At 62.2% G+C, this 24,004-nt stretch carries 20 protein-coding genes; 14 read left to right on the forward strand and 6 right to left on the reverse strand.

Annotation, left to right across the window (positions count from 1 at the left end; all coding sequences use genetic code 11):
* The first annotated feature begins 18 nt into the window (after window positions 1-18).
* Window positions 19-834, forward strand: coding sequence for a carbon-nitrogen hydrolase family protein (locus AC1RMF_RS21720; RefSeq protein ID WP_493144281.1), 816 nt, complete (start codon window positions 19-21; stop codon window positions 832-834).
* Here AC1RMF_RS21720 and AC1RMF_RS21725 read toward each other — a convergent pair.
* On the reverse strand, window positions 829-966 hold the full coding sequence (locus tag AC1RMF_RS21725) for a hypothetical protein (RefSeq protein WP_342620332.1): 138 nt from the start codon (window positions 964-966) through the stop codon (window positions 829-831). The genes AC1RMF_RS21720 and AC1RMF_RS21725 overlap by 6 nt on opposite strands.
* Here AC1RMF_RS21725 and mltA point away from each other — a divergent pair.
* The 3 genes from mltA to AC1RMF_RS21740 all read left to right on the forward strand — a co-directional run bounded on the left by mltA (window position 965) and on the right by AC1RMF_RS21740 (window position 4,415).
* The gene (gene mltA / locus AC1RMF_RS21730; RefSeq protein WP_493144283.1) at window positions 965-2,113 is read left to right on the forward strand and encodes a murein transglycosylase A; all 1,149 of its coding nucleotides are present in this window, start codon (window positions 965-967) and stop codon (window positions 2,111-2,113) included. The genes AC1RMF_RS21725 and mltA overlap by 2 nt on opposite strands.
* A 72-nt stretch (window positions 2,114-2,185) precedes the next feature.
* Window positions 2,186-3,145 (forward strand): chemotaxis protein, encoded by a 960-nt coding sequence (locus tag AC1RMF_RS21735; RefSeq protein WP_342620334.1) that lies wholly within the window; start codon window positions 2,186-2,188, stop codon window positions 3,143-3,145.
* Complete coding sequence (locus tag AC1RMF_RS21740; RefSeq protein WP_493144285.1) at window positions 3,084-4,415, forward strand: amino acid deaminase; 1,332 nt, start codon at window positions 3,084-3,086, stop codon at window positions 4,413-4,415. Before AC1RMF_RS21735 ends, AC1RMF_RS21740 begins: the two co-directional genes overlap by 62 nt.
* On the opposite strand, the gene AC1RMF_RS21745 is transcribed toward AC1RMF_RS21740, so the two are convergent.
* Window positions 4,400-4,891, reverse strand: a complete 492-nt coding sequence (locus tag AC1RMF_RS21745; protein ID WP_493144287.1) for an Lrp/AsnC family transcriptional regulator — start codon at window positions 4,889-4,891, stop codon at window positions 4,400-4,402. The two genes, AC1RMF_RS21740 and AC1RMF_RS21745, sit on opposite strands and share 16 nt — an antisense overlap.
* Before the next feature lie 116 nt (window positions 4,892-5,007).
* Here AC1RMF_RS21745 and AC1RMF_RS21750 point away from each other — a divergent pair, with 116 nt between their 5' ends.
* Complete coding sequence (locus AC1RMF_RS21750; protein ID WP_493144289.1) at window positions 5,008-8,628, forward strand: indolepyruvate ferredoxin oxidoreductase family protein; 3,621 nt, start codon at window positions 5,008-5,010, stop codon at window positions 8,626-8,628.
* Here the strand turns inward: AC1RMF_RS21750 and AC1RMF_RS21755 are convergent.
* Window positions 8,625-10,067 (reverse strand): aminotransferase-like domain-containing protein, encoded by a 1,443-nt coding sequence (locus AC1RMF_RS21755; protein ID WP_493144290.1) that lies wholly within the window; start codon window positions 10,065-10,067, stop codon window positions 8,625-8,627. The two genes, AC1RMF_RS21750 and AC1RMF_RS21755, sit on opposite strands and share 4 nt — an antisense overlap.
* 419 nt (window positions 10,068-10,486) lie before the next feature.
* Between AC1RMF_RS21755 and AC1RMF_RS21760 the strand changes: the two genes are divergently transcribed.
* Window positions 10,487-12,352, forward strand: coding sequence for a putative bifunctional diguanylate cyclase/phosphodiesterase (locus tag AC1RMF_RS21760; RefSeq protein ID WP_493144291.1), 1,866 nt, complete (start codon window positions 10,487-10,489; stop codon window positions 12,350-12,352).
* On the opposite strand, the gene AC1RMF_RS21765 is transcribed toward AC1RMF_RS21760, so the two are convergent.
* Window positions 12,349-13,269 (reverse strand): class I SAM-dependent methyltransferase, encoded by a 921-nt coding sequence (locus AC1RMF_RS21765; RefSeq protein WP_493144293.1) that lies wholly within the window; start codon window positions 13,267-13,269, stop codon window positions 12,349-12,351. The genes AC1RMF_RS21760 and AC1RMF_RS21765 overlap by 4 nt on opposite strands.
* 170 nt (window positions 13,270-13,439) lie before the next feature.
* On the opposite strand from AC1RMF_RS21765, the gene AC1RMF_RS21770 reads away from it, so the two are divergent.
* The 8 genes from AC1RMF_RS21770 to AC1RMF_RS21805 all read left to right on the forward strand — a co-directional run bounded on the left by AC1RMF_RS21770 (window position 13,440) and on the right by AC1RMF_RS21805 (window position 22,267).
* Window positions 13,440-13,967, forward strand: a complete 528-nt coding sequence (locus tag AC1RMF_RS21770) for an ester cyclase (protein ID WP_493144295.1) — start codon at window positions 13,440-13,442, stop codon at window positions 13,965-13,967.
* Between the two features lie 25 nt (window positions 13,968-13,992).
* Window positions 13,993-14,667, forward strand: a complete 675-nt coding sequence (locus tag AC1RMF_RS21775) for an SDR family oxidoreductase (protein WP_493144296.1) — start codon at window positions 13,993-13,995, stop codon at window positions 14,665-14,667.
* Window positions 14,664-15,503 carry a polysaccharide deacetylase family protein gene (locus tag AC1RMF_RS21780; RefSeq protein WP_493144298.1) on the forward strand — a complete coding sequence of 280 codons (840 nt, stop codon included), beginning with the start codon at window positions 14,664-14,666 and terminating at the stop codon, window positions 15,501-15,503. Before AC1RMF_RS21775 ends, AC1RMF_RS21780 begins: the two co-directional genes overlap by 4 nt.
* 28 nt (window positions 15,504-15,531) lie before the next feature.
* A complete protein-coding gene (locus tag AC1RMF_RS21785; RefSeq protein ID WP_493144300.1) occupies window positions 15,532-16,437 on the forward strand; it encodes a LysR family transcriptional regulator in 906 nt (301 codons plus the stop codon).
* A gap of 192 nt (window positions 16,438-16,629) precedes the next feature.
* Complete coding sequence (gene yajC / locus AC1RMF_RS21790) at window positions 16,630-16,959, forward strand: preprotein translocase subunit YajC (RefSeq protein ID WP_342620345.1); 330 nt, start codon at window positions 16,630-16,632, stop codon at window positions 16,957-16,959.
* Between the two features lie 27 nt (window positions 16,960-16,986).
* Window positions 16,987-18,867, forward strand: coding sequence for a protein translocase subunit SecD (secD, locus tag AC1RMF_RS21795; RefSeq protein ID WP_493144302.1), 1,881 nt, complete (start codon window positions 16,987-16,989; stop codon window positions 18,865-18,867).
* A 15-nt stretch (window positions 18,868-18,882) separates the two neighbouring features.
* The gene (gene secF / locus AC1RMF_RS21800; RefSeq protein WP_342620347.1) at window positions 18,883-19,836 is read left to right on the forward strand and encodes a protein translocase subunit SecF; all 954 of its coding nucleotides are present in this window, start codon (window positions 18,883-18,885) and stop codon (window positions 19,834-19,836) included.
* Between the two features lie 13 nt (window positions 19,837-19,849).
* The gene (locus AC1RMF_RS21805; RefSeq protein WP_493144304.1) at window positions 19,850-22,267 is read left to right on the forward strand and encodes a DUF1631 family protein; all 2,418 of its coding nucleotides are present in this window, start codon (window positions 19,850-19,852) and stop codon (window positions 22,265-22,267) included.
* 18 nt (window positions 22,268-22,285) lie between these two features.
* Here the strand turns inward: AC1RMF_RS21805 and AC1RMF_RS21810 are convergent, their stop codons facing one another.
* The gene (locus AC1RMF_RS21810) at window positions 22,286-22,753 is read right to left on the reverse strand and encodes a Smg family protein (RefSeq protein WP_342620349.1); all 468 of its coding nucleotides are present in this window, start codon (window positions 22,751-22,753) and stop codon (window positions 22,286-22,288) included.
* Between the two features lie 90 nt (window positions 22,754-22,843).
* A complete protein-coding gene (gene dprA, locus AC1RMF_RS21815) occupies window positions 22,844-23,983 on the reverse strand; it encodes a DNA-processing protein DprA (RefSeq protein WP_493144306.1) in 1,140 nt (379 codons plus the stop codon).
* Between the last annotated feature and the right edge of the window lie 21 nt (window positions 23,984-24,004).

Raw genomic sequence — 24,004 nt, forward strand, 5'->3', positions numbered from 1 at the left:
CTAGAGAGGAACCCCACCATGAAAGTCGCAGCCATTCAGATGATCTCCACCGGCGTCGTGCAGGAAAACCTGAATCAGGCTCGAACCCTGCTGGAGCAGGCCGCACAGCAAGGAGCCGAGCTGGCGGTGCTGCCGGAGTATTTCTGCCTGATCGGCCAACGCGATGCCGACAAGCTGGCAATCCAGGAGGCCTTTGGCAAGGGCCCCATCCAGGACTTTCTTTCGGAAACTGCGCGCACACTGGGCCTGTGGATCGTGGCGGGGACGCTGCCACTGAGCGCTTCGGCGCCGGACAAGGTGTTCAACAGCTCGCTGGTGTTCAACCCGCAGGGGATGTGTGTGGCGCGCTACGACAAGATCCACCTGTTTCGCTTTGACAATGGCCGCGAGCAATACGACGAATCGCGGGTGCTGGACCGTGGCAACACGCCAGTGCGTTTTGCCCTGCCTTCCAGGGACGGCCACACCTGGCAGATCGGCATGAGCGTGTGCTACGACCTGCGCTTTTCCGAGCTCTATCGGAGCTATGCGACCGAAGGGGTGGACCTGTTGCTGGTACCCGCGGCTTTTACCCACACCACCGGCAAGGCGCATTGGGAAGTGCTGTTGCGCGCCCGCGCCATTGAAAACCTGGCCTTTGTGGCGGCGGCGGCTCAGGGCGGCACACACCCCAATGGCCGACAGACCTGGGGACAGTCCATCCTGATTGACCCCTGGGGCCATGTGCTGGCCCAGCAGGCGCAGGATTCGGGCGTAGTGATTGCTGAGCTGGACGCGCAGGCGATGCAACAGTGGCGCAACCAGTTGCCCTCGCTGCAGCACCGCATACTATGACGCGGGCTTGTCCTTGTCCTGCTCCGTCGAAGAAGGCGGGTCGCCATCCGGGCGGCCCGAAAACATGGTCCACCAGATGATTCCGATGAATAGTAGTCCGGCCCCCAGGGCTTCCAGTAACAGCAGTGTCATGAAGATGGCTTTGGCTTGGTGGTGTGTGGCCCTGATTGTAGGAATGCTGGCCGCCTGTGGCAGTGCCCCGATGAGTCCTGTGGCCACTGCGCCAGTCTCGGCAGCTCCGGCGCGTGCGCCTGCGCCTGCGCCCGGGGCGGTCATCTCTGGCACCAGCACGCAACGCGCCAAGAACCGCTGGACCACCGTGGCGTGGTCGGATCTTCCGGGCTTTGAGGAAGACAACCTGTTTGAAGCCTGGAATGCCTGGATCAAGAGCTGCGAGCGCCCGGGCGCGGCCTTTGCCAGCTACTGCGCCGATGTGCGACGCCTGAGCATTGCGACACCGGAAATGCAGCGCGACTGGATGCGCCAGCACTTTCAACCCCAGCGTGTGGAAAGTGCGCAGGGAGATCCCAACGGGCTGTTGACGGGCTACTTTGAACCGCAGTTGGACGCCAGTCGTGTGCAGACGGCGGCCTTCAGCATTCCGGTGTACCAGCCGCCGCGCAACCTCAATCAGCGCAAGCCCTGGTACAACCGCCACGACATCGACACCCTGCCCGAAGCCCAGGCCGCGTTACGTGATCGCGTCATAGCCTATGTGGCCGATCCGGTGGATGCACTGGTGCTGCAGATCCAGGGCTCGGGGCGCCTGCGCATTGCCCAGCCGGACGGCAGCAGCAAGCTGATTCGGGTGGCCTATGCCGGCACCAACGACCAGCCCTATCGCAGCGTGGGCCGCTGGCTGCTGGACCAGGGACTGATCAAGGACGCTTCCTGGCCGGGCATCAAGGCCTGGCTAGCACAGAATCCGCAGCGCCAGCAGGAAGCGCTCTGGAGTAACCCGCGCGTGGTGTTCTTCAAGGAAGAGCCCCTGTCCGAGCTGGACGCCGTGTTTGGCCCCAAAGGCGCGCAAGGCGTGGCACTGACACCCGGGCGCTCGATTGCAGTGGACCCTGAGAGCATCCCCTACGGTACCCCGGTGTGGCTGGTCTCCAGCGGCGCACAGACGCGGCTGCAGCGCATGGTGCTGGCACAGGACACCGGTAGCGCCATCACCGGTGCGGTGCGAGCCGATTACTTCGCCGGCTGGGGGCCTGATGCCATGGAACTGGCCGGGCGATTGCGCCAGCCGTTGCAGATGTGGGTTATTTGGCCGAAGTAGCCCAGTTGCAGTTACCATGCCCCTTGCAGGGGCTTTTAACTACAAATCCTCATATTCATATTGGAGAACACCATGAGCAGCAATTCGGCCATGCGCGACATTGATGAGCGCACCAACCTCACCGGAAACAGCATGTTCGAGCTGCTGCTGTTCCGATTGGGTGAGGCCAAGAACACGCAAAAGCGCGAGCTGTTCGGCATCAACGTGTTCAAGGTGCGCGAGATCATGGTCATGCCCGAAATCACCGCCATGGTGAATGCGCCGGATACGGTGATGGGTGTGGCCAACATCCGCGGGCAGATGATTCCCGTGATCAACCTTCCCCTGATTGCCGGTTGCAACCCGACCAAGGGATTGGGCATTTTGCTGGTGACTGAATTTGCCCGTACCACCCAGGCTTTTGCCGTGGAAGAAGTCAACGAAATCGTACGTCTGGAATGGAAGCAGGTGCTGTCCGCCGAAGGCACGGGTGGCGGACTGGTGACCAGCATCGCGCGGCTGGACGGCAATTCGGAAAACACCCGCCTGGCCCAGGTGCTGGATGTGGAGCAGATCCTGCGCGATGTATTCCCCGAACAGCACAAGGGCGTGCTGGACGGTGACAAGCTGGCGACTGCTGCGATTCCACCCGGTTCCGTGGTGCTGGCGGCGGACGATTCCGCTGTGGCCCGCATGATGATCGAGCAGGGCCTCAAGGCCATGAACATCCCCTACATCATGACCAAGACCGGCAAGGAAGCCTGGGAAAAGCTGGGCTCCATGCAGGCCGACGCCGCTCGGCAGGGCAAGTCCATCAAGGACCTGGTCGCGCTGGTGCTGACCGACCTGGAAATGCCGGAGATGGATGGCTTCACGCTCACCCGCAACATCAAGCAGGATTCGCGTTTTTCCGGCATCCCGGTGGTCATCCACTCTTCTCTCACAGGGACCACCAACGAGAGCCACGTCAAGAGCGTGGGCGCAGACGCCTATGTGGCCAAGTTTGTGGCCGAAGAACTGGGTGCAACCATCCGCAAGGTGCTGGAGCGCTGATTTGTTGCTGGACGCAGCCTGCAAGAGCTTCCCTCTGGCTGCTGGAAGTCTGGAGTCAGAGGAACTTGCCGCACTTCAGTGGAATCTGCTGGCCGATGACTTGGCTTATCCGCTGGCCGTGCTCAAGCGTTCCGCGCTGAACCACAACCTGGCCTGGATGCAGGCCTATGCTGCACGCAAGGGCGTACATCTGGCGCCGCACGGCAAGACCACCATGTCGCCCGAACTGTTTCGCATGCAGCTGGATGCCGGCGCCTGGGGACTGACCTTCGCCACTGTGTTCCAGCTTGCCGTGGGGGTGCAGGCCGGTGTGCGCCGCGCCATCATTGCCAACCAAGTGCTGGCGGCGGCGGACCTTGCGGGATTGCGCGGCCTGTTGCAGACGCATGCCGATCTGCGGGTCTGGTTTTTGGTGGACTCGCTGGCGCAACTGCGGCTGATCGAGCAATGGGCGGTCGCGCAAGCCGTCTACCAGCCCTTTGACGTGCTGCTGGAAATGGGCGTTGCGGGCAAGCGCACCGGTTGCCGCACGCAGGAGGAAGCATGGGAGCTGGCGCAGGCACTCGCTTCCTCGCCCGCAGTGCGCCTGTGCGGCGTGGAGTGCTACGAAGGCATCGCCGCACAATGCGACAACGATCACGATGTGCGCGCCGTCTCGGACCTGGTGCGCCGCGTGGTGCAGGTGGTGCGGGCCTGTGATGCACAAGGGCTTTTCGCCGATGAACGCATCCTGCTCAGCGCCGGCGGCTCTGCCGTGTTCGACCTGGTGCTGCCGCTGCTCACCACGGAGCAGTTGTCAAAGCCCGTGGATGGCGTGCTGCGCTCAGGCTGCTATGTCACGCACGACCACGGACATTACACCCGCTACCTGCACCTGATGGAGCAACGCGAAGGCTTGCAGGAATCCCTGCAACCGGCGCTGGAAGTGTGGGCGCTGGTTCAATCGGTGCCCGAGCCGGGCTTGGCCTTTCTGAGCTGCGGGCGCCGCGATATTTCGCACGATATCGAGCAGCCTCTGCCGCAACGCTTTGCCCGTGCCGGTGTGCGTTCGGTGGATGGCATGCAGACCACGCCACCCGACTGGCGCATCACGGCACTCAACGACCAGCATGCTTACCTGCAGTTTGACCCGGCGGGTGTAGTGCCCGCTGTGGGTGACCGCGTGGTGCTGGGCATTTCGCACCCTTGCACCACCTTTGACAAGTGGCGCTGGATGGCGGTGGTGGAAGACGACTACCGCGTTTGCGGCGCCATTCACACCTGCTTCTGATTGCGTCGCAGGTGGCTGAGCGGCAAGGCGCTGCTGGCCTTGATCTCCCCCAGTGAAAAGCTGGTGTGCACGTCCTTGACGTTGGGCAGATTGATCAGCACATTGCGGGCAAACTGGCTGAAACTCTCCAGGTCGCGACTCACTACCTGCAGCTCGAAGGTGCCGGTGCCGCTGATGTAGTGGCAGCTGATGATCTCGGGAATGGAGCGTATGCCTTCCTCCAGCGCCTGCAGCACATCCCCGCTGTTGCGGTCCGCATCCAGCCGCACAAAGGCCAACACTCCCAGCCCGATCTTGTGGCGGTTGATCTCGGCGCGGTAACCGCTGATGTAGCCGCTCTCCTCCAACGCCCTCACGCGCCGCCAGCAGGGCGCCGCGCTCAGACCCACACGCTGGGCCAGTTCGGCATTGGTCAGGCGGCCATCGTTTTGCAGCTCATTCAGGATGGCTACGTCGAACTGATCAAGTGTTTCCAAAATATGCCAATATAAGAAAGACTATTGCCACATTATTCTAAATTCAAGCAAACAAAGCAAACACTTATCTGGCTTGCAGGCATACACTTTCCGCACAAAACGCCGGAGACAAAGCCATGAACGCACCCCTCAATCGCGACCTGCCAGAGCACATCCGCAAGGCACTGGAAACCGTCACCCTGGACGACAAATACGCCATTGACCATGGTCCGGCCTTCATGAGTGGTGTGCAGGCCTTGGTGCGCCTACCTATGCTGCAGCGCGTGCGCGATGCACAGCTGGGCAAGAACACCGCGGGTTTCATCAGCGGCTACCGCGGCTCGCCCCTGGGCGGCTACGACCAGGCGCTGGTCAAGGCGCAAAAGCACCTGGCAGCGAACCACATCGTGTTCCAGCCCGGCGTGAACGAGGAGCTGGCCGCCACCGCCCTATGGGGCACGCAGCAACTGGGCTTTGCACCGCCCGGCACCAACCAATTCGACGGCGTGTTCGGCATCTGGTACGGCAAGGGCCCCGGCGTGGACCGCTGCTCCGACGTATTCAAGCACGCCAACATGGCCGGCACCACACCCTGGGGCGGTGTGATCGCAGTGGCGGGTGACGACCACATCTCCAAGAGCAGCACGGCCGCGCACCAGAGCGACCACATCTTCAAGGCCTGCGGTTTCCCGGTGTTCTTCCCGGCCAATGTGCAGGAGATCCTGGACCTGGGTCTGCATGCCTTTGCCATGAGCCGCTTCTCCGGCGTTTGGGCGGGCCTGAAAACCATCCAGGAAATCGTGGAGTCCAGCGCCACCGTGATGGTGGACCCCAACCGCGTGCAGATCCAGACGCCCACCGACTTTGTCCTGCCCCCGGGCGGCCTGCACATCCGCTGGCCGGATCATGCACTGGAGCAGGAGGCGCGGCTGTTTGATTACAAGTGGTATGCCGCACTGGCCTATATCCGTGCCAATCGGCTGAACTACAACGTGATCGAGGGGTCGAACGACCGCTTCGGCATCATCGCCAGTGGCAAGGCCTTCAACGACACGCGCCAGGCGCTCTTGGACCTGGGGCTGGACAACGCCACCTGCCAGCGTCTGGGCATACGCCTGCACAAGGTGGGCGTGGTGTGGCCGCTGGAAGCCCAGCTCACACGCGAATTCGCCACCGGCCTGCAGGAGATTCTGGTGGTGGAAGAGAAGCGCCAGGTCATCGAATACCAGCTCAAGGAAGAGCTGTACAACTGGCGCGCCGACGTGCGCCCCACGGTGCTGGGCAAGTTCAACGAAGTGGAAACCCCCGACCACTACGGCGCAGGCGGCGAATGGTCCATGCCCAATCCCACAGCCAACACCTTGCTGCGGGCCAATGCCGACCTCAATCCCGCATTGATTGCCCGTGCCATTGCCCAGCGCATCAAGAAGCTGGGGCTGGATGCCGACACCGCCGCGCGCATCGACGCGCAGCTCGCCATCCTGCAGGCCAAGGAGCAAGCCATGCATGCCATCGAGCTCTCCAGCGGGCAGGGTCCGCAGCGCCAACCCTGGTTCTGCTCGGGCTGCCCGCACAACACCTCCACGCGCGTGCCCGAGGGTTCACGCGCCATGGCCGGCATTGGCTGCCACTTCATGACCATCTGGATGGACCGCGACACCGTGGGCTTTACGCAAATGGGCGGCGAGGGCGTGCCCTGGGTCGGGCAGCAACCGTTCAGCAAGGACCAGCACATGTTCGCCAACCTGGGCGACGGCACCTACTTCCACAGCGGTCTGCTGGCGGTGCGCCAGAGCATTGCGGCGGGTGTGAACATCACTTACAAGATTCTGTACAACGACGCTGTGGCCATGACCGGTGGCCAGCAGGTGGGTGAGCGCCCGGAGGGGCACAGCGTGGTGCAGATTGCGCAAAGCATGCGCGCAGAAGGCGCGGTGAAGATCACCATCGTCACCGACGAGCCGGAGAAATACGCCACCGTGCAGGGCCTGCCCGCGGGCATTGCCATCCAGCACCGCGATACGCTGGATGCGGTGCAGCGCGAGTTCCGTGAAATCAAGGGCACCACGGTCATCATCTACGACCAGACCTGCGCCACCGAAAAGCGCCGCCGCCGCAAGCGCGGCACGCTGGAGGACCCGGCCCGCCGCGTGGTCATCAACGAAGCCGTGTGCGAAGGCTGCGGCGACTGCAGCGTGCAGAGCAACTGCATCAGTGTGGAGCCGCTGGAGACCGAGCTGGGCCGCAAGCGCCAGATCAACCAGAGCACCTGCAACAAGGACATGTCCTGCCTCAAGGGCTTCTGCCCCAGCTTCGTCACCATCGAAGGCGGCAAGCTCAAGAAACCCAAGCCCGCTGTGGACAAGGCCAAGGAATTGCCTGCGTTGCCGCTGCCGAATGTTCCTGATCTGCAGGGCACTCCCGGCGCGGTCTGGGGCATCGTGGTGGCAGGCGTAGGTGGCACCGGCGTGATCACCATAGGCCAGTTGCTGGGCATGGCCGCGCACCTGGAAGGCAAGGGCATCGTCACCCAGGACGCTGGTGGCCTGGCACAAAAGGGCGGCGCGACCTGGAGCCATGTGCTCATAGGTGCCACGCAGAACGATATCCGCACCACCCGCGTGGGCACTGCCTCGGCCGACCTCATCATCGGCTGCGACCCCATCGTGGTGGCTGGCAAAGAGACGCTGGTGCGCATGCGCCCGGGGCGCACCCATGTAGCGCTCAACAGCAACAGCACGCCCACCGCAGGTTTTGTGACCAATGCCAACTGGCTCAACCCAGGCGAGCAGTGCATTGCCGATATCGGTCGCATCGTGGGCGAGCGCCTGTCTACGTTCGACGCTGACGCGCTGGCGGTGCAGGTACTGGGCGACAGCATTTACACCAACCCCATGATGCTGGGTTACGCCTGGCAAATGGGTTGGGTGCCGCTGCGCCTGGAGTCCCTGATGCGCGCCGTTGAACTCAATGCCGTAGCGGTGGAAAACAACCGGACCGCCTTCGAATGGGGCCGCCGCGCGGCGGTGGACCCGGCAGCGGTGCAGCGCATGCTGCAACCCGCACAGGTCATCGCCTTCACGCCGCGCCGCAAGACCGGCAAAGATGGTCTGGATGCGGCCATCCAGTTCCGTGTGGAATACCTCACCGGCTACCAGAATGCTGCCTATGCCGAGCAGTACCGCGCCTTTGTGGAGCGTGTGCGCGCAGCCGAGTCGGCGCTTGGCATGTCAGACGCCATGCCCTTGACCGAGGCCGTGGCGCGCTATCTGTTCAAGTTGATGGCCTACAAGGACGAGTACGAAGTGGCACGCCTGCACAGCGATGCCGCCTTTGCGGCCAAGGTCCAGGCGCAGTTTGAAGGTGACTATCAACTCAACTACCACCTCGCTCCACCCCTGTTTGCGCGCAGGAACGACAAGGGTGAACTGCAGAAGATGCGCTTTGGCGCCTGGATGGGCACGGCCCTGAAGCTGCTGGCGAGCATGAAGTTCCTGCGCGGCACGGCGCTGGATGTCTTCGGCCGCAGCGAGGAGCGCCGCACCGAGCGAGCACTCATTGCCGAGTACCGCAGCGCCATCGAAGGCATGCTGCCTACGCTCACCCTGGGCAACCGCGACGCCGCTGCCGCCTTTGCCCGTGTGCCCGAGCAGATACGCGGCTTTGGCCATGTGAAGGCGCGACATCTGCAGGCGGCGCGCCTGCAATGGGACACGCTGCTGCAGAAGGCCCGCGCGCCAGAGGCCAAGCGCGCCTAACGCGCAACAGCTCCTACGGTGATGGGCGCGCAGCTGGCAACAATCTTGCCCAGCGCCGCCATGGCCCGTTCGCTGGCGTCGTTCCAGGCGTGACCGAAATTCAGGCGGATGCAGTTCTTGAATGCATGCGACGCTGAAAAAATCGGGCCCGGTGCCACGCTGATGTCCATCGCAAGTGCGCGCTCATGCACATGCATGGCGTCCACTCCTTCGGGCAGTTCGACCCACAGGAAATAGCCGCCTTCTGGTCGAGTAGCGCGTGTGCCGGCGGGAAAGTAGTGACCTACCGCTTGCGAAAAAATGCGCTGCTGCTCGGCCAGGGTCTGACGCAGTTTGCGCAAATGCTTGTCGTAGCCGCCCTGTTCCAGATAGTTGGCAAGACCTCCTTGCGCCGGTGCTGAAGTGGTCAGCGTGGTGATCAATTTCTTCTGCGCCACTCGCCGCGCATAGCGGCCAGGTGCGGACCAGCCGATGCGGTAGCCTGGTGCCAGGCACTTGGAAAACGAGGAGCAATGCATCACGATGCCCGTCGTGTCATAGGCCTTTGCCGGTAGCGGCCGCTTGTCGCCGAAGTACAGCTCGGCGTACACGTCGTCCTCGATCAGGGGAACATCATGCCGTGTCAGCAACTCGACCAGCGCCTTCTTCTTGTCCTCGGCCATCAGCGTGCCCAGCGGATTCTGGAAATTGGGCATCAGCCAGCAAGCAGCCGGTTGGTGCAGCTGTATGGTTTTCTCCAGGCTGGGCAGGTCGATTCCGCCTTTGGGGCAGGTGGGTACCTGGATGGCACGCAGCCCATGGTTTTCCAGCGCCTGCAGCGCGCCGTAGAAGGTCGGGCATTCCACAATGACAGCATCACCCGGGCGTGCGACCGCTTGCAGGCACAGGTTGAGTGCCTCCAGCGCTCCGTTGGTGATGACGATCTCATCCATGTGCACCTGCATGCCGTCGGCCAGATAACGCAGCGCGATCTGGCGCCGCAGATCGGGGCTTCCCGGTGTCAGATAGTCCACCGTATCCCAGGGTTCAAAGTTCTTGGCACTTTGGGCCATGGAGCGGCCCAGGCGCGCCAGTGGAAAGAGCAGCGGGCTGGGAAAGGCCGAGCCAAAGGGCACCACGTTGCGCGAACGGGTGGACTCCAGAATGGCGAATACCCGGGCGCACACATCGACGGAGATGGGTGTATTGGCGGGTTGTGAGGGGGCATCCACCGTGGGTGGCGCCTTGCGCGAGCTCCAGTTGACGAAGTAACCCGAACGTTGCCGGGCGCGGATGATGCCGCGCGCTTCCAGCAGGTAGTAGGCCTGGAACACGGTGGAAGCGCTCAGGCCACGGCTGGTGCTGGTACTGCGTACCGAGGGTAGCCTGTCACCGTTGCGCAAAACGCCGGCATGGATGGAGCCCTCGATTTCCTTGGCGAGTACTTCGTAGCGCTTCATCGGCAACATTCCTTCCCTGCGACCTGCAACAAATGGTATGGGATTGAACGCTGCAGCGGCAGGGCTGTCAATGCGCAAATCCGGTCTGGCGCGGGTTGCTGCGGTCATCTGCTATGGCGAAATGAGCCGTATCTGCTCCTTTTATTTGTACCGGGCCGACGCAATAGTACGTATCAGCTGACTTGCAGACCTGCAGTCACACCGTTCTTTCTGGCGACCCCACCAGAGAGAGGCCCAGGCAATCCACCCGGCGCAGGGGCCTGCAATACCCGTCAACGATTCAACTTGTCATGAGCAATGTCCGCTTCAACGAAATGGTGCGCAGAGCCCTGGTGCATGTCCTCAAACTCAGGATTTACCAGGCCGACTCTCCGGGATTCAGCAGCAAAAGTGCAGCACAACTGCGAAGGATTGAACAGATGATGACCACCGCAATGAACGAAGCCCTGCCAGCCAGCCGACACCACCAGAAAACGCGCCATGCCGGCAACAGCATGCGCACGGCGGAGCGCAAACGCATAGAGCGGGAGTTGCGCATTGCGGCTACCGCCTTTGAGGCGCATGAGGGCATGATGATCACCGATGCCAACAAAGTCATCCTGCGCGTCAACCGGGCGTTTGCCGAGTCCAGTGGTTACACACCGGAAGAAGTGATCGGCAAGACGCCCCAGCTGTTTCGCTCCCATTGCCACGGCTCAGCGTTTTATGAAGAGCTCTGGCGTGAAGTGGATCAAAAAGGGTATTGGCGTGGCGAGATGGTGACCCGGCGCAAGAACGGTGAGCTCTTCCCGGTCTGGTACACCATGACAGCTGTCAGAGGAAGCAATGGCGCCATTACCAACTACGTGACCACCTCTACCGACGTCACCCGCCAGAAGAAGGCCGAGAAGGAGATTGGCGAGCTGGTGTTCTACGACCCGCTCACCAAGCTGGGCAACCGCCGACTGCTGATGGATCGCCTGCAGCAGGCGCTGACAGGCATTCGCCGCAGTGGCAACCGCGGCGCGCTGTTCTTCATCGATCTGGACAATTTCAAGACGCTCAATGACACGGCCGGGCACGAAGTGGGCGACCTGCTGCTGCAGCAAGTGGCCAAGCGGCTGGGAACCTGCATACGCGATGGCGATACGGTGGCCCGATTGGGGGGTGACGAATTTGTGGTCATCCTCACCGACCTGAATGCACAGCTCGAGCCCGCCATGCACCTGGCCCGCCAGGTGGGCGAGCGCATTTTGGAGACGCTCAACATGCCTTATGAGCTCGCCGGGCAGGTCCATCTGAGCAGCCCCAGCATTGGCGTGGTGATGTTCTGCAAGTCGAATGAGACCGTGCAGGAACTGCTGCGCCACGCCGATCTGGCGATGTACCAGGCCAAGGCCGGCGGGCGCAATGGCTTGCGATTTTTTGACCCGGCCATGCAGACCGCCATCAAGGTGCGCGCCGATCTGGAAGCCGCCTTGCGCCAGGCCCTGCAGCGCCGCGAGTTCGTGCTGCACTACCAGCCGCAGATCAATGCCGAGGGCAAACTCGTCGGTGCAGAAGCCCTGGTGCGCTGGCAGCATCCGCAGCGCGGGCTGTTGTCGCCAGGTGAATTCATTGGCGTTGCAGAAGAGTCGGGCATGGTGGTGCCACTGGGCCTGCAGGTGCTGGAGATCGCCTGCGAGCAGCTGGTGCAGTGGGCGCGCAGTTGCACGCTGTGTGACTTCGTGCTGTCGGTCAACGTCAGTGCCCGCCAGTTCCACCAGAGCGAGTTTGTGGAGCAGGTGCTCGCCACCCTGCAGCGCACTGGTGCGAACCCCAAGAGGTTGAAGCTGGAGCTGACCGAAAGCCTGCTGCTGGACAACGTGGAGGACACCATCACCAAGATGACCACGCTACGCTCGCACGGCGTGAGCTTTGCGTTGGATGACTTCGGCATCGGCTATTCGTCGCTCTCGTACCTCAAGCGCCTGCCGCTGGACCAGCTCAAGATCGATCAGTCCTTTGTCCGCACGGTGCTATCGGATGCGAACGATGCGGCCATTGCCAAGATGATTGTTGCCCTGGGCCAGACCATGGGCCTGACCGTGATTGCCGAAGGCGTGGAGACGCAGGAGCAGCGGGACTTCCTGCTGGAGTCGGGCTGCATCGTCTACCAGGGCTACTACTTTGGACGCCCCATGCCGACGGAGCAATTCGAAGCCTTCCTGCGCAATATCGAATGCCTGGAGGAGACATCGACGCTGATTCATCGCTGCATGCAGGTCGGCAGACCCGATGGCGAGCGCAGCATGCGCGTCGCCTAGTCTGCTGCCCGGTAGACCAGCACTTTGAGCGCACGCTCGGGTGACACGTCTGCAAACGCAGTTGGGTTGGCAACGCGTTGCACATATTGCAGTTCGGGCGCCAGCTCCTGCATCTGCTGCTGCAGGAAGTCGCTGCCCAGCTCGGGCGCATTCAGGCACAGCAGTGCATGCCCGCCTGCATCCAGCAGGTCTGGCAGGCGGCGTATCAGGCGGGCATAGTCCTTGGTGGCGACAAAGCTGCCCTTCTGGTAGCTGGGTGGGTCCATGATGACCAGGTCATACGGGCCGCTGCGCGTGATCTTTCCCCAGGTTGAGAAGATGTCATGCGCCAGAAAGCTGGCCCCCGCCGTGATGCCGTTGAGCTGGTGGTTGTGCTGGCCGTCGCGCATGGCGCCGTGGCTCATGTCCACGTTGACCACCTGCCGCGCACCGGCCTGCAGGGCCACCACGGAGAAGGCGCAGGTATAGGCAAACAGGTTGAGCACCTTGCAGCGCGGCTGGCTTGCCACATGGTCACGTACCCAGCGCCGCCCCTCTGCCATGTCCAGGAACAGACCATGGTTCTGGCCCTTGTCCACATGTACGCGAAAACGCGCCCCACCTTCCTGCACCACATGTGGGTCCGGCACGGTGCCGGCCATCAGCCGCGTCTCGAGGTGTCCTTGCGCACGGCATTGGTACACCCAATTGAGCGGCTGCTCGCTAGCGATCTGCTGCCAGCGTGCGGTCAGCGCCGTGTGGACCTGTGAGAGTGCGGCGTCATCCAGCGGCAGAAAACTGGTTAGCACAAAAACGGGTGTGTAGCTGTCCAGCGCCAGGTGTTCGCAACCGGGAAAGAGGCCGCCACGGCCATGGAAGAGGCGCGTGGCATCGGAGCAGGGTTCCATCGTGGCGATGGTGTCGAGTAAGGCTTGCATAGGTGGGCTGAGCTTACCAACCAACCACTTCGCGGCCTGGTGCCGGGCTGATTCTCAAGCCCGGCAAGAAAGTCCTTCAAGGCGCAAACGCATTCTCAAACGGGGCTGAAAGTCCAAGAATTCCTCCATGCGCACATTCCGCGCACAACTGTTTTGAGGAACTTTTCGCGATGCTTCGTTTACCCCTGTTTCCTGCCCTGATGGTGGCCCTGCCGGTTGCCACGTTTGCTGCAGCAACTCCGCCTGCCGACGATCTGCCGCAGCCGCATCACCTGGTTGCCGCGCCCGATAGCCAGGGCGCCGTACTGGCCGCGCGCCGCTATGCCGCCTTCTGGAATACCGGCCAACCCGCCTTTGCCGAAGCGGCACTTGCCACCAGCTTCATGGACCGCACCTTGCCCGCCGGCCGCCCGCAGGGCCCCCAAGGTCCGTTGGCAGCATCGCAGGCCTTTCGCGCGGCCGTGCCCGATCTGCGGGCTGAAATCGATGACATGGTGGTGGCGGGTGACCGGGTCAGCGTGCGGCTGCATTTCCAGGGGCACTTCAGTGGTCAGTTCGGCGGCGTGCAGGGCCAGGGCCAGGCCGTCGACTTCCGGGCGTTCGACCTCTACCGCGTGGAAGCGGGCCGTATCGCCGAGAACTGGCATCTGGAAGACAACCTGACCCTGCTGCAGCAACTGGGTGTGGTTGCCCGCTGATGCAGTCCACACAAAGGAATACACCATGAACTTCTCTTCTTCCTTGCAAGGCCAGCATGTGGTCGTTGTGGGCGGCACATCCGGCATTGGCCGTGCAGTGGTCCGTGCTGCAAAGACTGCAGGCGCCGAGGTAACAGTGCTGGGGCGTGGCAGCGAGATTGCCTGCGATGTGACCGACCCGGACAGCGTGAACCAGGCCTTTGCACGACTGGGACCTGTGGACCACCTGGTCATCACTGCTGGCGCACGCGTGGGCTCGCCCAGCCTGGCGCAGCTTAGCGATGCCGAGCTGGCGTTGACTTACGAGGTCAAGCTGTTTGGCGCCTTGCGCGCCATTCGTTCCGCCCTGCCAAAGCTGGCGCCGCAGGCGTCGGTCACCCTGACCTCCGGATTGCTGTCGCGCAAGCCCAGTGCAGGCGGCTTGCTCAAAGGCAGCGTCAATGCAGCCATTGAAGCGGCGGCGCGCCAGCTGGCCAAGGAGCTGGCACCCCGGCGCGTCAATGTGGTCAGCCCCGGTGTCGTCGATACCGAGCTCTGGAGCGGCTCCACGCGTGAGGCAACGTTGGCGCGCATAGGCGCCGGTCTGCCCGTCGGGCGTGTCGGTCTCCCCCACGAGCTGGCGCAGGCCTACGTGCTGGCCATGGCCAACGGATTCATGACCGGCGCGGTCATCGACGTGGATGGCGGAGGCCTGCTATGAAAACCCACTGGCCCGAGGGCATACGCCTGGTTGTTTCGCTGTCCATGCAATTCGAAGCGGGGGCGCAAGGCGAGCGCGACAACGGCGCACCTTTTCCACCGCTGCGCGAGGCCGTGCCCGATCTGCCGGCGGCCACCTGGTTTGACTACGGTGTGCGCGAGGGCATTCCCCGCATGCTGGACCTGTGGGACCGCTACCGCGTGCCGGTGACCTCGCATATGGTGGGCCGTGCGGTGGAGGCTACACCCGCTTTGGCCCGCGAGATTGTGGAACGGGGCCACGAAGCCGCCGCCCATGGACACACCTGGACGCCCCACTGGACGCTCAGCCCCGAAGAAGAGCGCGCATCCTATGTGGCCAATGTGGCAGCCATCGAGCGCGCCACCGGCACCCGGCCCACCGGCTTCAATGCCTTCTGGCTGCGCGGTACGCCGAATACGCTGTCGGTTTTGCAGTCCCTGGGTTTTCGTTACCACATCGACGATTTGTCGGCGGACGAGCCGCTGCGCACCACGGTCAATGGCCAGCCCTTTGCCATCGTGCCCTACACGCTGCGCAACAACGACATTACCCGTTACGGCGCGGAGGGGCCACTGACCGCGGCAGCGTTCGGCCAGGAGCTGCGCGACGAGTTTGACCAGCTGTATGCCGAGGCCGCGCTACGCCGACGCATGATGTCAGTCTCGCTGCATGACCGCATTGGTGGCACGCCCGCACGCATCAAGGTGCTGGGTGACTTCCTGCGCTATGCCCTGGGCCATCCGGGCGTGGTGTTCCTGCGCAAGGACCGCATTGCCGAATGGGCGCTCACCATGCCGGGAGTGCCCGAGCGATAGTGCAAGTCGCACCACCGGAGACATGCGCATGGTGGATACTGCCGGCATGGATCGACTCAACGATTTGCGCCTGTTTGTGGACGCTGCGGCACTGGGCAGCTTTTCTGCCGCGGGCCGCAAGCAGGGCCTGTCGGCCGCTGCATCCAGTGCCTGCATCCAGCGGCTGGAAGCGGCCCTGGGTGTCAAGCTGTTTGAGCGCACCACGCGACGCCTGCGCCTGACCGAAGAAGGCGAGGCGTACCGGCATTACGGCCAACAGGCGCTCGACGCCTTGGCCGAGGCCGAACAGCTGCTGCTGGCCGGGCAGACCGAGGTGCGGGGCACCTTGCGCATCTCGGCTCCGTCCGACCTGGGGCGCAATGCCCTGCTGACCCACCTGGGCAGTTTTCAGGCCCAGCACCCGCATGTCCGTGTGGTGCTGTCCCTGGACGACACGCCGGTCAACCTGGTGGGCGATGAAATCGATCTGGCCATCCGCTACGGGCAGCCACCGGACAGCCGCATGGTGGCCCGCCTGCTTGCACAAAGCCGCCGGGTGGTGTGTGCGTCGCCCGGTTTGCTGGCCCGTGTGGGCGTGCCGCAGGCGCCTGCGGATCTGGCCGGCCTGCCCACCCTGGCGCTGGTGACCTCCGGCGGGCTCATGAACGAATGGGTCTACCGCAGCAACGGCGCCCGGCGCACGGTCAAGGTAAACCCACAGCATGAGAGCAATGACGGGGAGGTGCTCCGGCGCTGGGCCGTCAACGGACTGGGGTTTGTGTACAAGTCGCTGCTGGATGTGTCCGACGATCTGCAAGCCGGGCGGCTGATCACCGTGCTGGACGGCTGCTTCACAGAGGCGGCACCGCTGCACCTGCTTTACCACCCGCACGGATTCCAGCCACCGCGCCTGCGCTTGATGGTCGCGCACCTCCAAAAAACCTTTGCCGGGTAGCACAGTCAGCGCTTCCCGTGCAGCTTTACATGGCAGCTGGCGCATTCCCTTGCAAATCCTGGGCTTCCTGAAACGCCGTCATCCCCGCCCAATTACAATGCAGGGTTGCCTCGCACGCAGACCTGACTCCATGTAACAAGGGGCGGGCGGTGTGCGTGAGCCGTCTTTAATCCCCTTTTGTGGAGTTTGCCTGTGTTCATTTCTTCTGCCTACGCCCAAACCGCTCCTGCCGCCGCTGGTGGAGACATGCAGTCTTCGCTGATGAGCATGCTGCCTTTGGTGCTGATGTTTGTGGTGCTGTACTTCGTCATGATCCGCCCCCAGATGAAGAAGCAAAAGGAAACCAAGGCCATGATCGATGCGCTGGCCAAGGGTGACGAAGTGGTCACCGTGGGCGGTATTCTGGGCAAGATCACCAAGATCAGCGACAACGCCCTGGGCCTGGAAGTGGCCAACGGCGTGGAAGTGCAGATTCAGCGCAATGCTGTGGTGCAAGTGCTGCCCAAGGGCTCCATCAAGTAATTTTCCCCAAACAACCCTGGCGCGAACATGAACCGTTACCCGGTATGGAAGTACGCGATCATCCTGATCGCGCTGTTGGTGGGCGGGCTCTATGCCCTGCCCAATTTTTTTGGTGAAGCCCCGGCGGTACAGGTATCCGTGGGTAAGACCGGGATGCGGCTGGATTCCGCGTCGCTGGGTCTGGTGGAAGATGCGCTGAAGGCCGCAGGGATTGCACCCGACGCGGTGGCTTTGGATGGAACTTCCATCCGCGCGCGCTTTTCCAATACCGATGCGCAGCTCAAGGCCAAGGATGCGATCCAGAAGGCGCTGAACCCGGATCCGGCAGATCCCGCCTATGTGGTGGCGCTCAACCTGCTGAGCCGTTCGCCAGCCTGGCTGAGTGCGCTGCATGCGTCTCCCATGTACCTGGGCCTGGATTTGCGCGGCGGCGTGCACTTCATGCTGCAGGTGGACATGCAGGCCGCTTTGAGCAAGCGCGCCGAATCGCTGGCCGGCGATATTCGTACGGTGCTGCGTGAAAAGAATGTGCGCCACAGCGGTATCAACCGCAATGGCCAGACCATCGAAGTCAAGTTCCAGGATAGCCAGACCATGGATGCGGCCAAGGGCATCATCCAGGACCAGTTCAATGAGCTGACCAGCACCGAGTCGCCCGATGGCACAGGATTCAAGCTGGTGGCCTCCATCAACCCGGTGGCGGGTCGCAAGATTCAGGAGCAGGCGCTCAAGCAGAACATCACCACCCTGCACAACCGGATCAATGAACTGGGCGTGGCCGAGCCGGTGATCCAGCAGCAGGGGCTGGACCGCATCGTGGTGCAACTGCCCGGCGTGCAGGACACCGCCAAGGCCAAGGACATCCTGGGTCGCACCGCCACGCTAGAAATCCGCATGGTGGAAGAAAGCGCGGAGGCCCGCGCTGCCGAGGCTGGCACCGGCCCGGTACCCTTTGGAACCGAGCGCTACCTGGAGCGCAGTGGCGCGCCGGTGATCGTCAAGAAGCAGGTCATCTTGACCGGCGACAACCTGACCGATGCCCAGCCCGGCTTTGACAGCCAGACGCAAGAGGCTGCGGTCCACCTGACGCTGGACGCCAAGGGCGCACGCATCTTCCGCGACGTGACGCGCGAGAGCATTGGCAAGCGTATGGCCATCCTGCTGTTTGAAAAAGGCAAGGGTGAAGTAGTCACCGCACCGGTGATCCGCTCCGAAATCGGCGGCGGTCGGGTGCAGATTTCCGGTCGCATGACGACCACGGAAGCCGCCGACACGGCCTTGCTGCTGCGTGCCGGTTCCCTGGCTGCGCCCATGGAAATCATCGAAGAGCGCACCATTGGTCCGTCGCTGGGTGCCGAGAACATTGCCAAGGGCTTCAACAGCGTGACCTGGGGCTTTTGTGCCGTGGCCGTCTTCATGTGTATCTACTACATGCTGTTTGGCATGATTTCCAGCCTGGCGCTGGCGGTCAATCTGTTGCTGCTGGTGGCGGTGCTGTCCATGCTGCAGGCCACGCTGACGCTGCCCGGCATGGCGGCCATGGCGTTGGTGCTGGGTATGGCGATTGACTCCAATGTGCTGATCAACGAGCGCGTGCGTGAAGAGCTGCGCAACGGTTCTTCGCCGCAGGCTGCCATCCACGCCGGTTACGACCGCGCCTGGGCCACCATCATCGACTCCAACGTCACCACCCTGATCGCGGGTCTGGCCTTGCTGGCTTTCGGCTCCGGGCCGGTGCGTGGTTTTGCCGTGGTGCACTGCCTGGGCATTCTGACGAGCATGTTCTCGGGCGTGTTCTTCTCACGCGGCGTGGTCAACGTTTGGTATGGCCGCCAGAAGAAGCTCAAGACCGTGTCCATTGGCACGGTGTGGAAGCCCACGGCGGGCGACCAGATCATCAAGAGCTAAACGGGAAGTACTGACATGGAATTTTTCAAAATCCGCCGTGACATTCCCTTCATGCGGAATGCACTGCTGTTCAACGCGATTTCGGCCCTGACTTTTGTGGCGGCTGTCTTCTTCCTGTTCTCCCGCGGTCTGCATCTGTCGGTGGAGTTCACCGGTGGCACGCTGATGGAGGTGAGCTACTCCCAGCCCGCTGACCTGAATGCCATCCGCTCCGCCGTCGACGCGCTGGGCATCCAGGACGTGCAGGTGCAAAACTTCGGTACCGCGCAGGACGTGCTGATCCGCATGCCGGTGCAAAAGGGCAGCAACTCGGCACAGCAAAGTGAGAAGGTCCTGACCGCGCTCAAGGCGGGCGATGCCAGCGCGACCCTGCGCCGAACCGAGTTTGTCGGACCCCAGGTAGGCGACGAACTGGCTGCAGATGGTCTCAAGGCCCTGGCCTGCGTGGTGGCCGGCATCATGATTTATCTGGCCATCCGCTTTGAGTGGAAGTTTGCGGTTGCGGCCATCATCGCTAACTTGCATGATGTGGTCATCATCCTGGGCTTTTTCGCCTTCTTCCAGTGGGAGTTCTCGCTGCCCGTTCTGGCGGCGGTGCTGGCTGTGCTGGGTTACTCGGTGAACGAGTCGGTCGTGATCTTTGACCGGATTCGTGAGAACTTCCGGCGCTACCGCAAGATGAACACGGTCGAGATCATCGACAACGCCATTACCTCCACCATCAGCCGCACCATCATCACCCACGGCTGTACCCAGCTGATGGTGCTGTCCATGCTGTTGTTTGGTGGGGCCACTTTGCATTACTTTGCACTGGCCTTGACCATCGGCATTTTGTTCGGCATCTATTCCTCGGTGTTTGTGGCGGCAGCCATTGCCATGTGGCTTGGCATCAAGCGCGAAGACCTGATCAAGGGCACGGTCAAAAAAGATGAAGACCCGAATGACCCCAACGCAGGTGCCACGGTTTAATATCTAGCCAGATATGGCAACCACACCCAAGTCAGCATCCCGTTTGCAGTTCGCCAGGAGCTTGCGAGAGCGCTTTCTGGCCGATGTCAGCGGGGCAATGGAGGAAATTGCAGCAGCCGTGCAGGTGCGACTCACCGAGTTGGTGGATGAGCCCTGTGCACCCAAGGAAGTGCAGCCCCGCCGCGATGCCTGGATGGCCTACAAGGATGCGCGCCAGGTGTGGGTCAATCGGACGATTGCGGAGTGGAAGTCCTGCCTGGAACCGGTCAAGACCAAGAAGGATTCGACGCGCTTGGACACTTCCGCCATGACCTTGGTGGGCACCGACGAGGTGGAAAACAAGATCGTGGCTTCGCGCCTGGTGCTGGCAGTCAACGACAAGGTGATCTCCGAACTGGACGACTTGCGGGTACGTATCAAATACCTGGAAGATATTGAGGACTTGGCTGACCGCGATCTGTTCAGGCCGGAAGTTCTGGTATTGCTGCTGGTCGAGCAATGGCCCAAGTCGGGGATGTCATCCGATAACTGGGGCATGGTCAGCGAAGTGGTGCAGCGTGGCCTGATAACGGCCATGAAAGCAGCCTACAAGGCGGTCAATGACGAGTTGGTCAGCAGGGGCGTATTGCCAGTAATTGAACTCAAGGACCGGGTCAAGGCGCCACGTGCCCTGCGTGGTGGTGTTCAACGTCCGGCTTTCCGTGCGCCAGAGCCACCGCAGCCACAGTCGCCGGTGACCGGCTCGGATTCGGTTGCACCACGTTATGGTGATGCCGCCAGTGGACACGAGGGCGGAGCGACTCCCCGCAGTTCGGGTGCCGGTGGATTCTTTTCTGGTAGTACGCCGTTCTGGAAGCAATCCGCGCCCACCGAACCTATGGGATCCGATGCAGGATATTCCGCAACTGAAGAAGCGCGCATATTGTCTGCTGGCACTCCATTGGCGCGTGCCAGAGTCCGTGCCCAAGGTGTTCTGAGTCAGCTGAAACGTATCTTTGTCAGCCACGCAGTGGATGACTTTGCCGCCACCGAGCTGCACCGGCCATCCCACGCGCTGACCGAGGCCATCTCACCACAGGTGGTTGCCGCGCGTTATGCCGCAGGCGGCACCCTGTACGAAGACTTTAGCCCGGCGGGTGTGGCCCGCGTGGCCGTGGACTTGCGGGAAAAGACGGCCGAGCTCAAGCAAAAGGCTGAAACCAAGAGCGAAAAAGCCACCATTGAAATCGTGGCCCTGATGTTCCAGGCCATACTGGCGGAAGAGCGTATTCCACCGGGAGTCCGAGTCTGGTTTGCGCGTCTGCAGATGCCGGTCTTGCGGGTGGCTCTGGAGGATTCTGAATTCCTCAGTACCACAGACCATCCAGCGCGCCTGTTGATCGACCGCATGGGCTCTTGCGTCATGGGTTTTGATGGCACGGGTGTGCAAACTGCTGCTATGGAAACCGAGGTCAAGCGCATCGTTCAGGTCATCGAGCAATATCCGGAGACTGGCAAAAAGGTTTACCAGATTGTCTACGAAGAGTTTCAGAAGTTCCTCTCCAAGTTCCTGACCGAAAAGGGCACCACCCAAAAAGTGGTCAGTGTCGCGCAGCAGGTGGAGCAAAAGGAAACGTTGGCAATCCAGTACACCATTGAAATCCGGGACATGCTCAAGGATTTGCCGGTGCGCGATGAAATTCGCGATTTCCTGTTCAAGGTCTGGTCCGAAGTGCTGGCCGTGTCTGCCATCCGCAAGGGCGCCAAGCATGCGGATACACAGACCCTCAAGAAATGCGCGTCCGAGTTGGTGTGGGCGGCCAGTGCCAAGCCCAACCGGACGGATCGTGCCAAGGTGATTCAGGAGTTGCCCAATCTGCTGCTGCGCTTGCGTGCCGGCATGACTTTGCTGGCGATGGCGCCGAGTGAGCAGGAGCGGCATGTCAAGAAGATCAGCGATACGTTGGCAGATGCCTTCTTGTCCAAGACGCAAGCCATTCCGCAAGCCAAAATCGATGCCATGGCACAGCGCCTGAGCAATCTCGAGGACTTTGTCAGCGATGACGTCATGGGCGACCTGCCGCTGGATTCCGAGAGTCTGGAGATGATGCTGGGGATAGAGGCCGCCGCGATAGAGGTGGTGTCCGGCGGTGGCGCCAAGCCCACGGCAGCCATGCTGGCCTGGGCGGCGGAGTTGCAGCTGGGTTCGTGGTTCACTCTGGATCACAACAACCAGGTGACACAGGTGCAGTTTGCCTGGCGCAGTGAGCGCAAGCACCTGAACCTGTTTGCCGCCACATCCGGCAAGAGCTTCCTGATTCAAGGCGGACGCCTTGCTGCCTATTTGCAGGCTGGTCTGCTGAAGCCGCAGGAAGAAGAGGCACTGACGGTACGCGCTACGCGCGACGCACTGGCCAAACTCGAAGCCAACCCCGAGCGTCTGTTGGCTTAGTAGCTAAGCGCTTCCAGATCAGTGTGATACGCGCGCGCTGGCGTTGTCACAGAGCTCATCCAGCACCAGCGCATCGGGCTCCTGACCAAAACGCCAGTACACCATCAATACGATGAGTTTGAGGTCGTCTAGCGACACCGGTCCGCCTGGTGCGGCCATGGCACGGTCAATGACGACTTCGCGCAATTCGGCCGACATCTTTCCGGCGTTTTCCATGAAATGCAGAAAACCCATAGCGGCCACGCCCAGGTGGTTTTGTTCGTGACGAGGATAGATGCGTGTACTGCCTGCTTCAGGCTGTATCAACCATGGGGTGGGCGGTGAGGGGCGGACTGCGCCATCAAGACCCTTGAGCCAGGTAATTGCTTCGCCAATTTCGTCGGATTCAAAGCCCACCGCGCTGAGCTTGCGCTTCAGGTGTGCGGGTTCCGGACAGGATTCACCCGGGTCGTAGTTCTCGTAAACAAACGCTAGGACTTCAAACATGGAGGGGACTATAGCGCGTAATAAATGCCCCTTGGCCGTTGGCCGGACTTCCCCCCTTTTTCTTGCGTTCAGACCAATACGGCAACGCCTTCAGGCCTGCACCAAGCGCTGGTAGAGCCCGCCCGGCAGGCGGGCCACCATACCTTCCAGTTCCAGCGTCATCAGTTCCGCCAACAGCGAGGGAGTGGGCAGGCCGGTTCGCGCCTGCAAGGCATCCAGACTGCAGGCATCGAAACCCAGGGCCTGCAACAGTGCAGATTCGCTCCCCTGCTCCCGCACGGTCTGTTGCCCGATAGGGATGTTTGCGGGCTGAGTCATCTCCAGCACCAGCTCATCCAGAACGTCCTGCGCACTTTCGACCAATTTGGCGCCCTCCTTGATGAGGGCGTGGCAGCCGCGTGACTGGGTTGCGTGGATGGAGCCAGGTATGGCGAACACGTCACGGCCCTGTTCCACGGCCAGTCGGGCAGTGATCAACGAACCGGACTTCAAGGCGGCCTCCACCACCAACGTGCCTTGCGAAAGACCCGAGATGATTCGGTTGCGCTGCGGAAAATTGGGCGCCAGAGGGCCAGTACCGAGGGCAAATTCGCTCAGTATCACGCCACGCTGGGCAATGCGATGTGCCAGATCGCGGTGTTGCCTGGGATAGACCCGGTCCAGGCCGGTGCCCACCACCGCAATGGTGGCCAGCCCGTCTGAAGCTGCCCCTTCTAGCGCACCCTCATGCGCAGCGCCGTCCACGCCAAGTGCCATACCGGAGACGATGGTGAGGCCCGCGCCTGCCAGCGCGGAAGCAAACTGCCGTGCGTTGGCAGCACCCTGCGGTGTGGGGTTGCGACTGCCCACGACGGCCAGGCAGGTTCCGGCGTTCAGCAGGTTGTTATCCCAGGCTTCAGGTCGACCCACCGCATACAGCAGCAAGGGAGGGTCTTCAATGTCCAGCAACCGTTGGGGAAACAGCGGGTCACCCAGGCAGAGCACACGCCGCATGTAAGGATCAGCGTTCAGCCATGCCCAGGTGACATCCAGTTGCGATGCCAGGTCGTGTGGCTCGATCGACAAAGCATGGACTTGGGCCGGGCTGAGCAGTTCAGCCAAGACAGCCGGGGATTGCTCCAACACCGTTGCGGGCAGGCCAAAGGCCGTCAGCAACTTACGCGCCGTGCCTCTGCCGATGCCAGGAGTCAGTAAAAGCCGCAGCCAGGCGGCAAGTTCGTAGTGATTCATGGGCCGCATTGTGCCCATGTG

The organism is Rhodoferax sp. GW822-FHT04A08, from assembly GCF_058801025.1.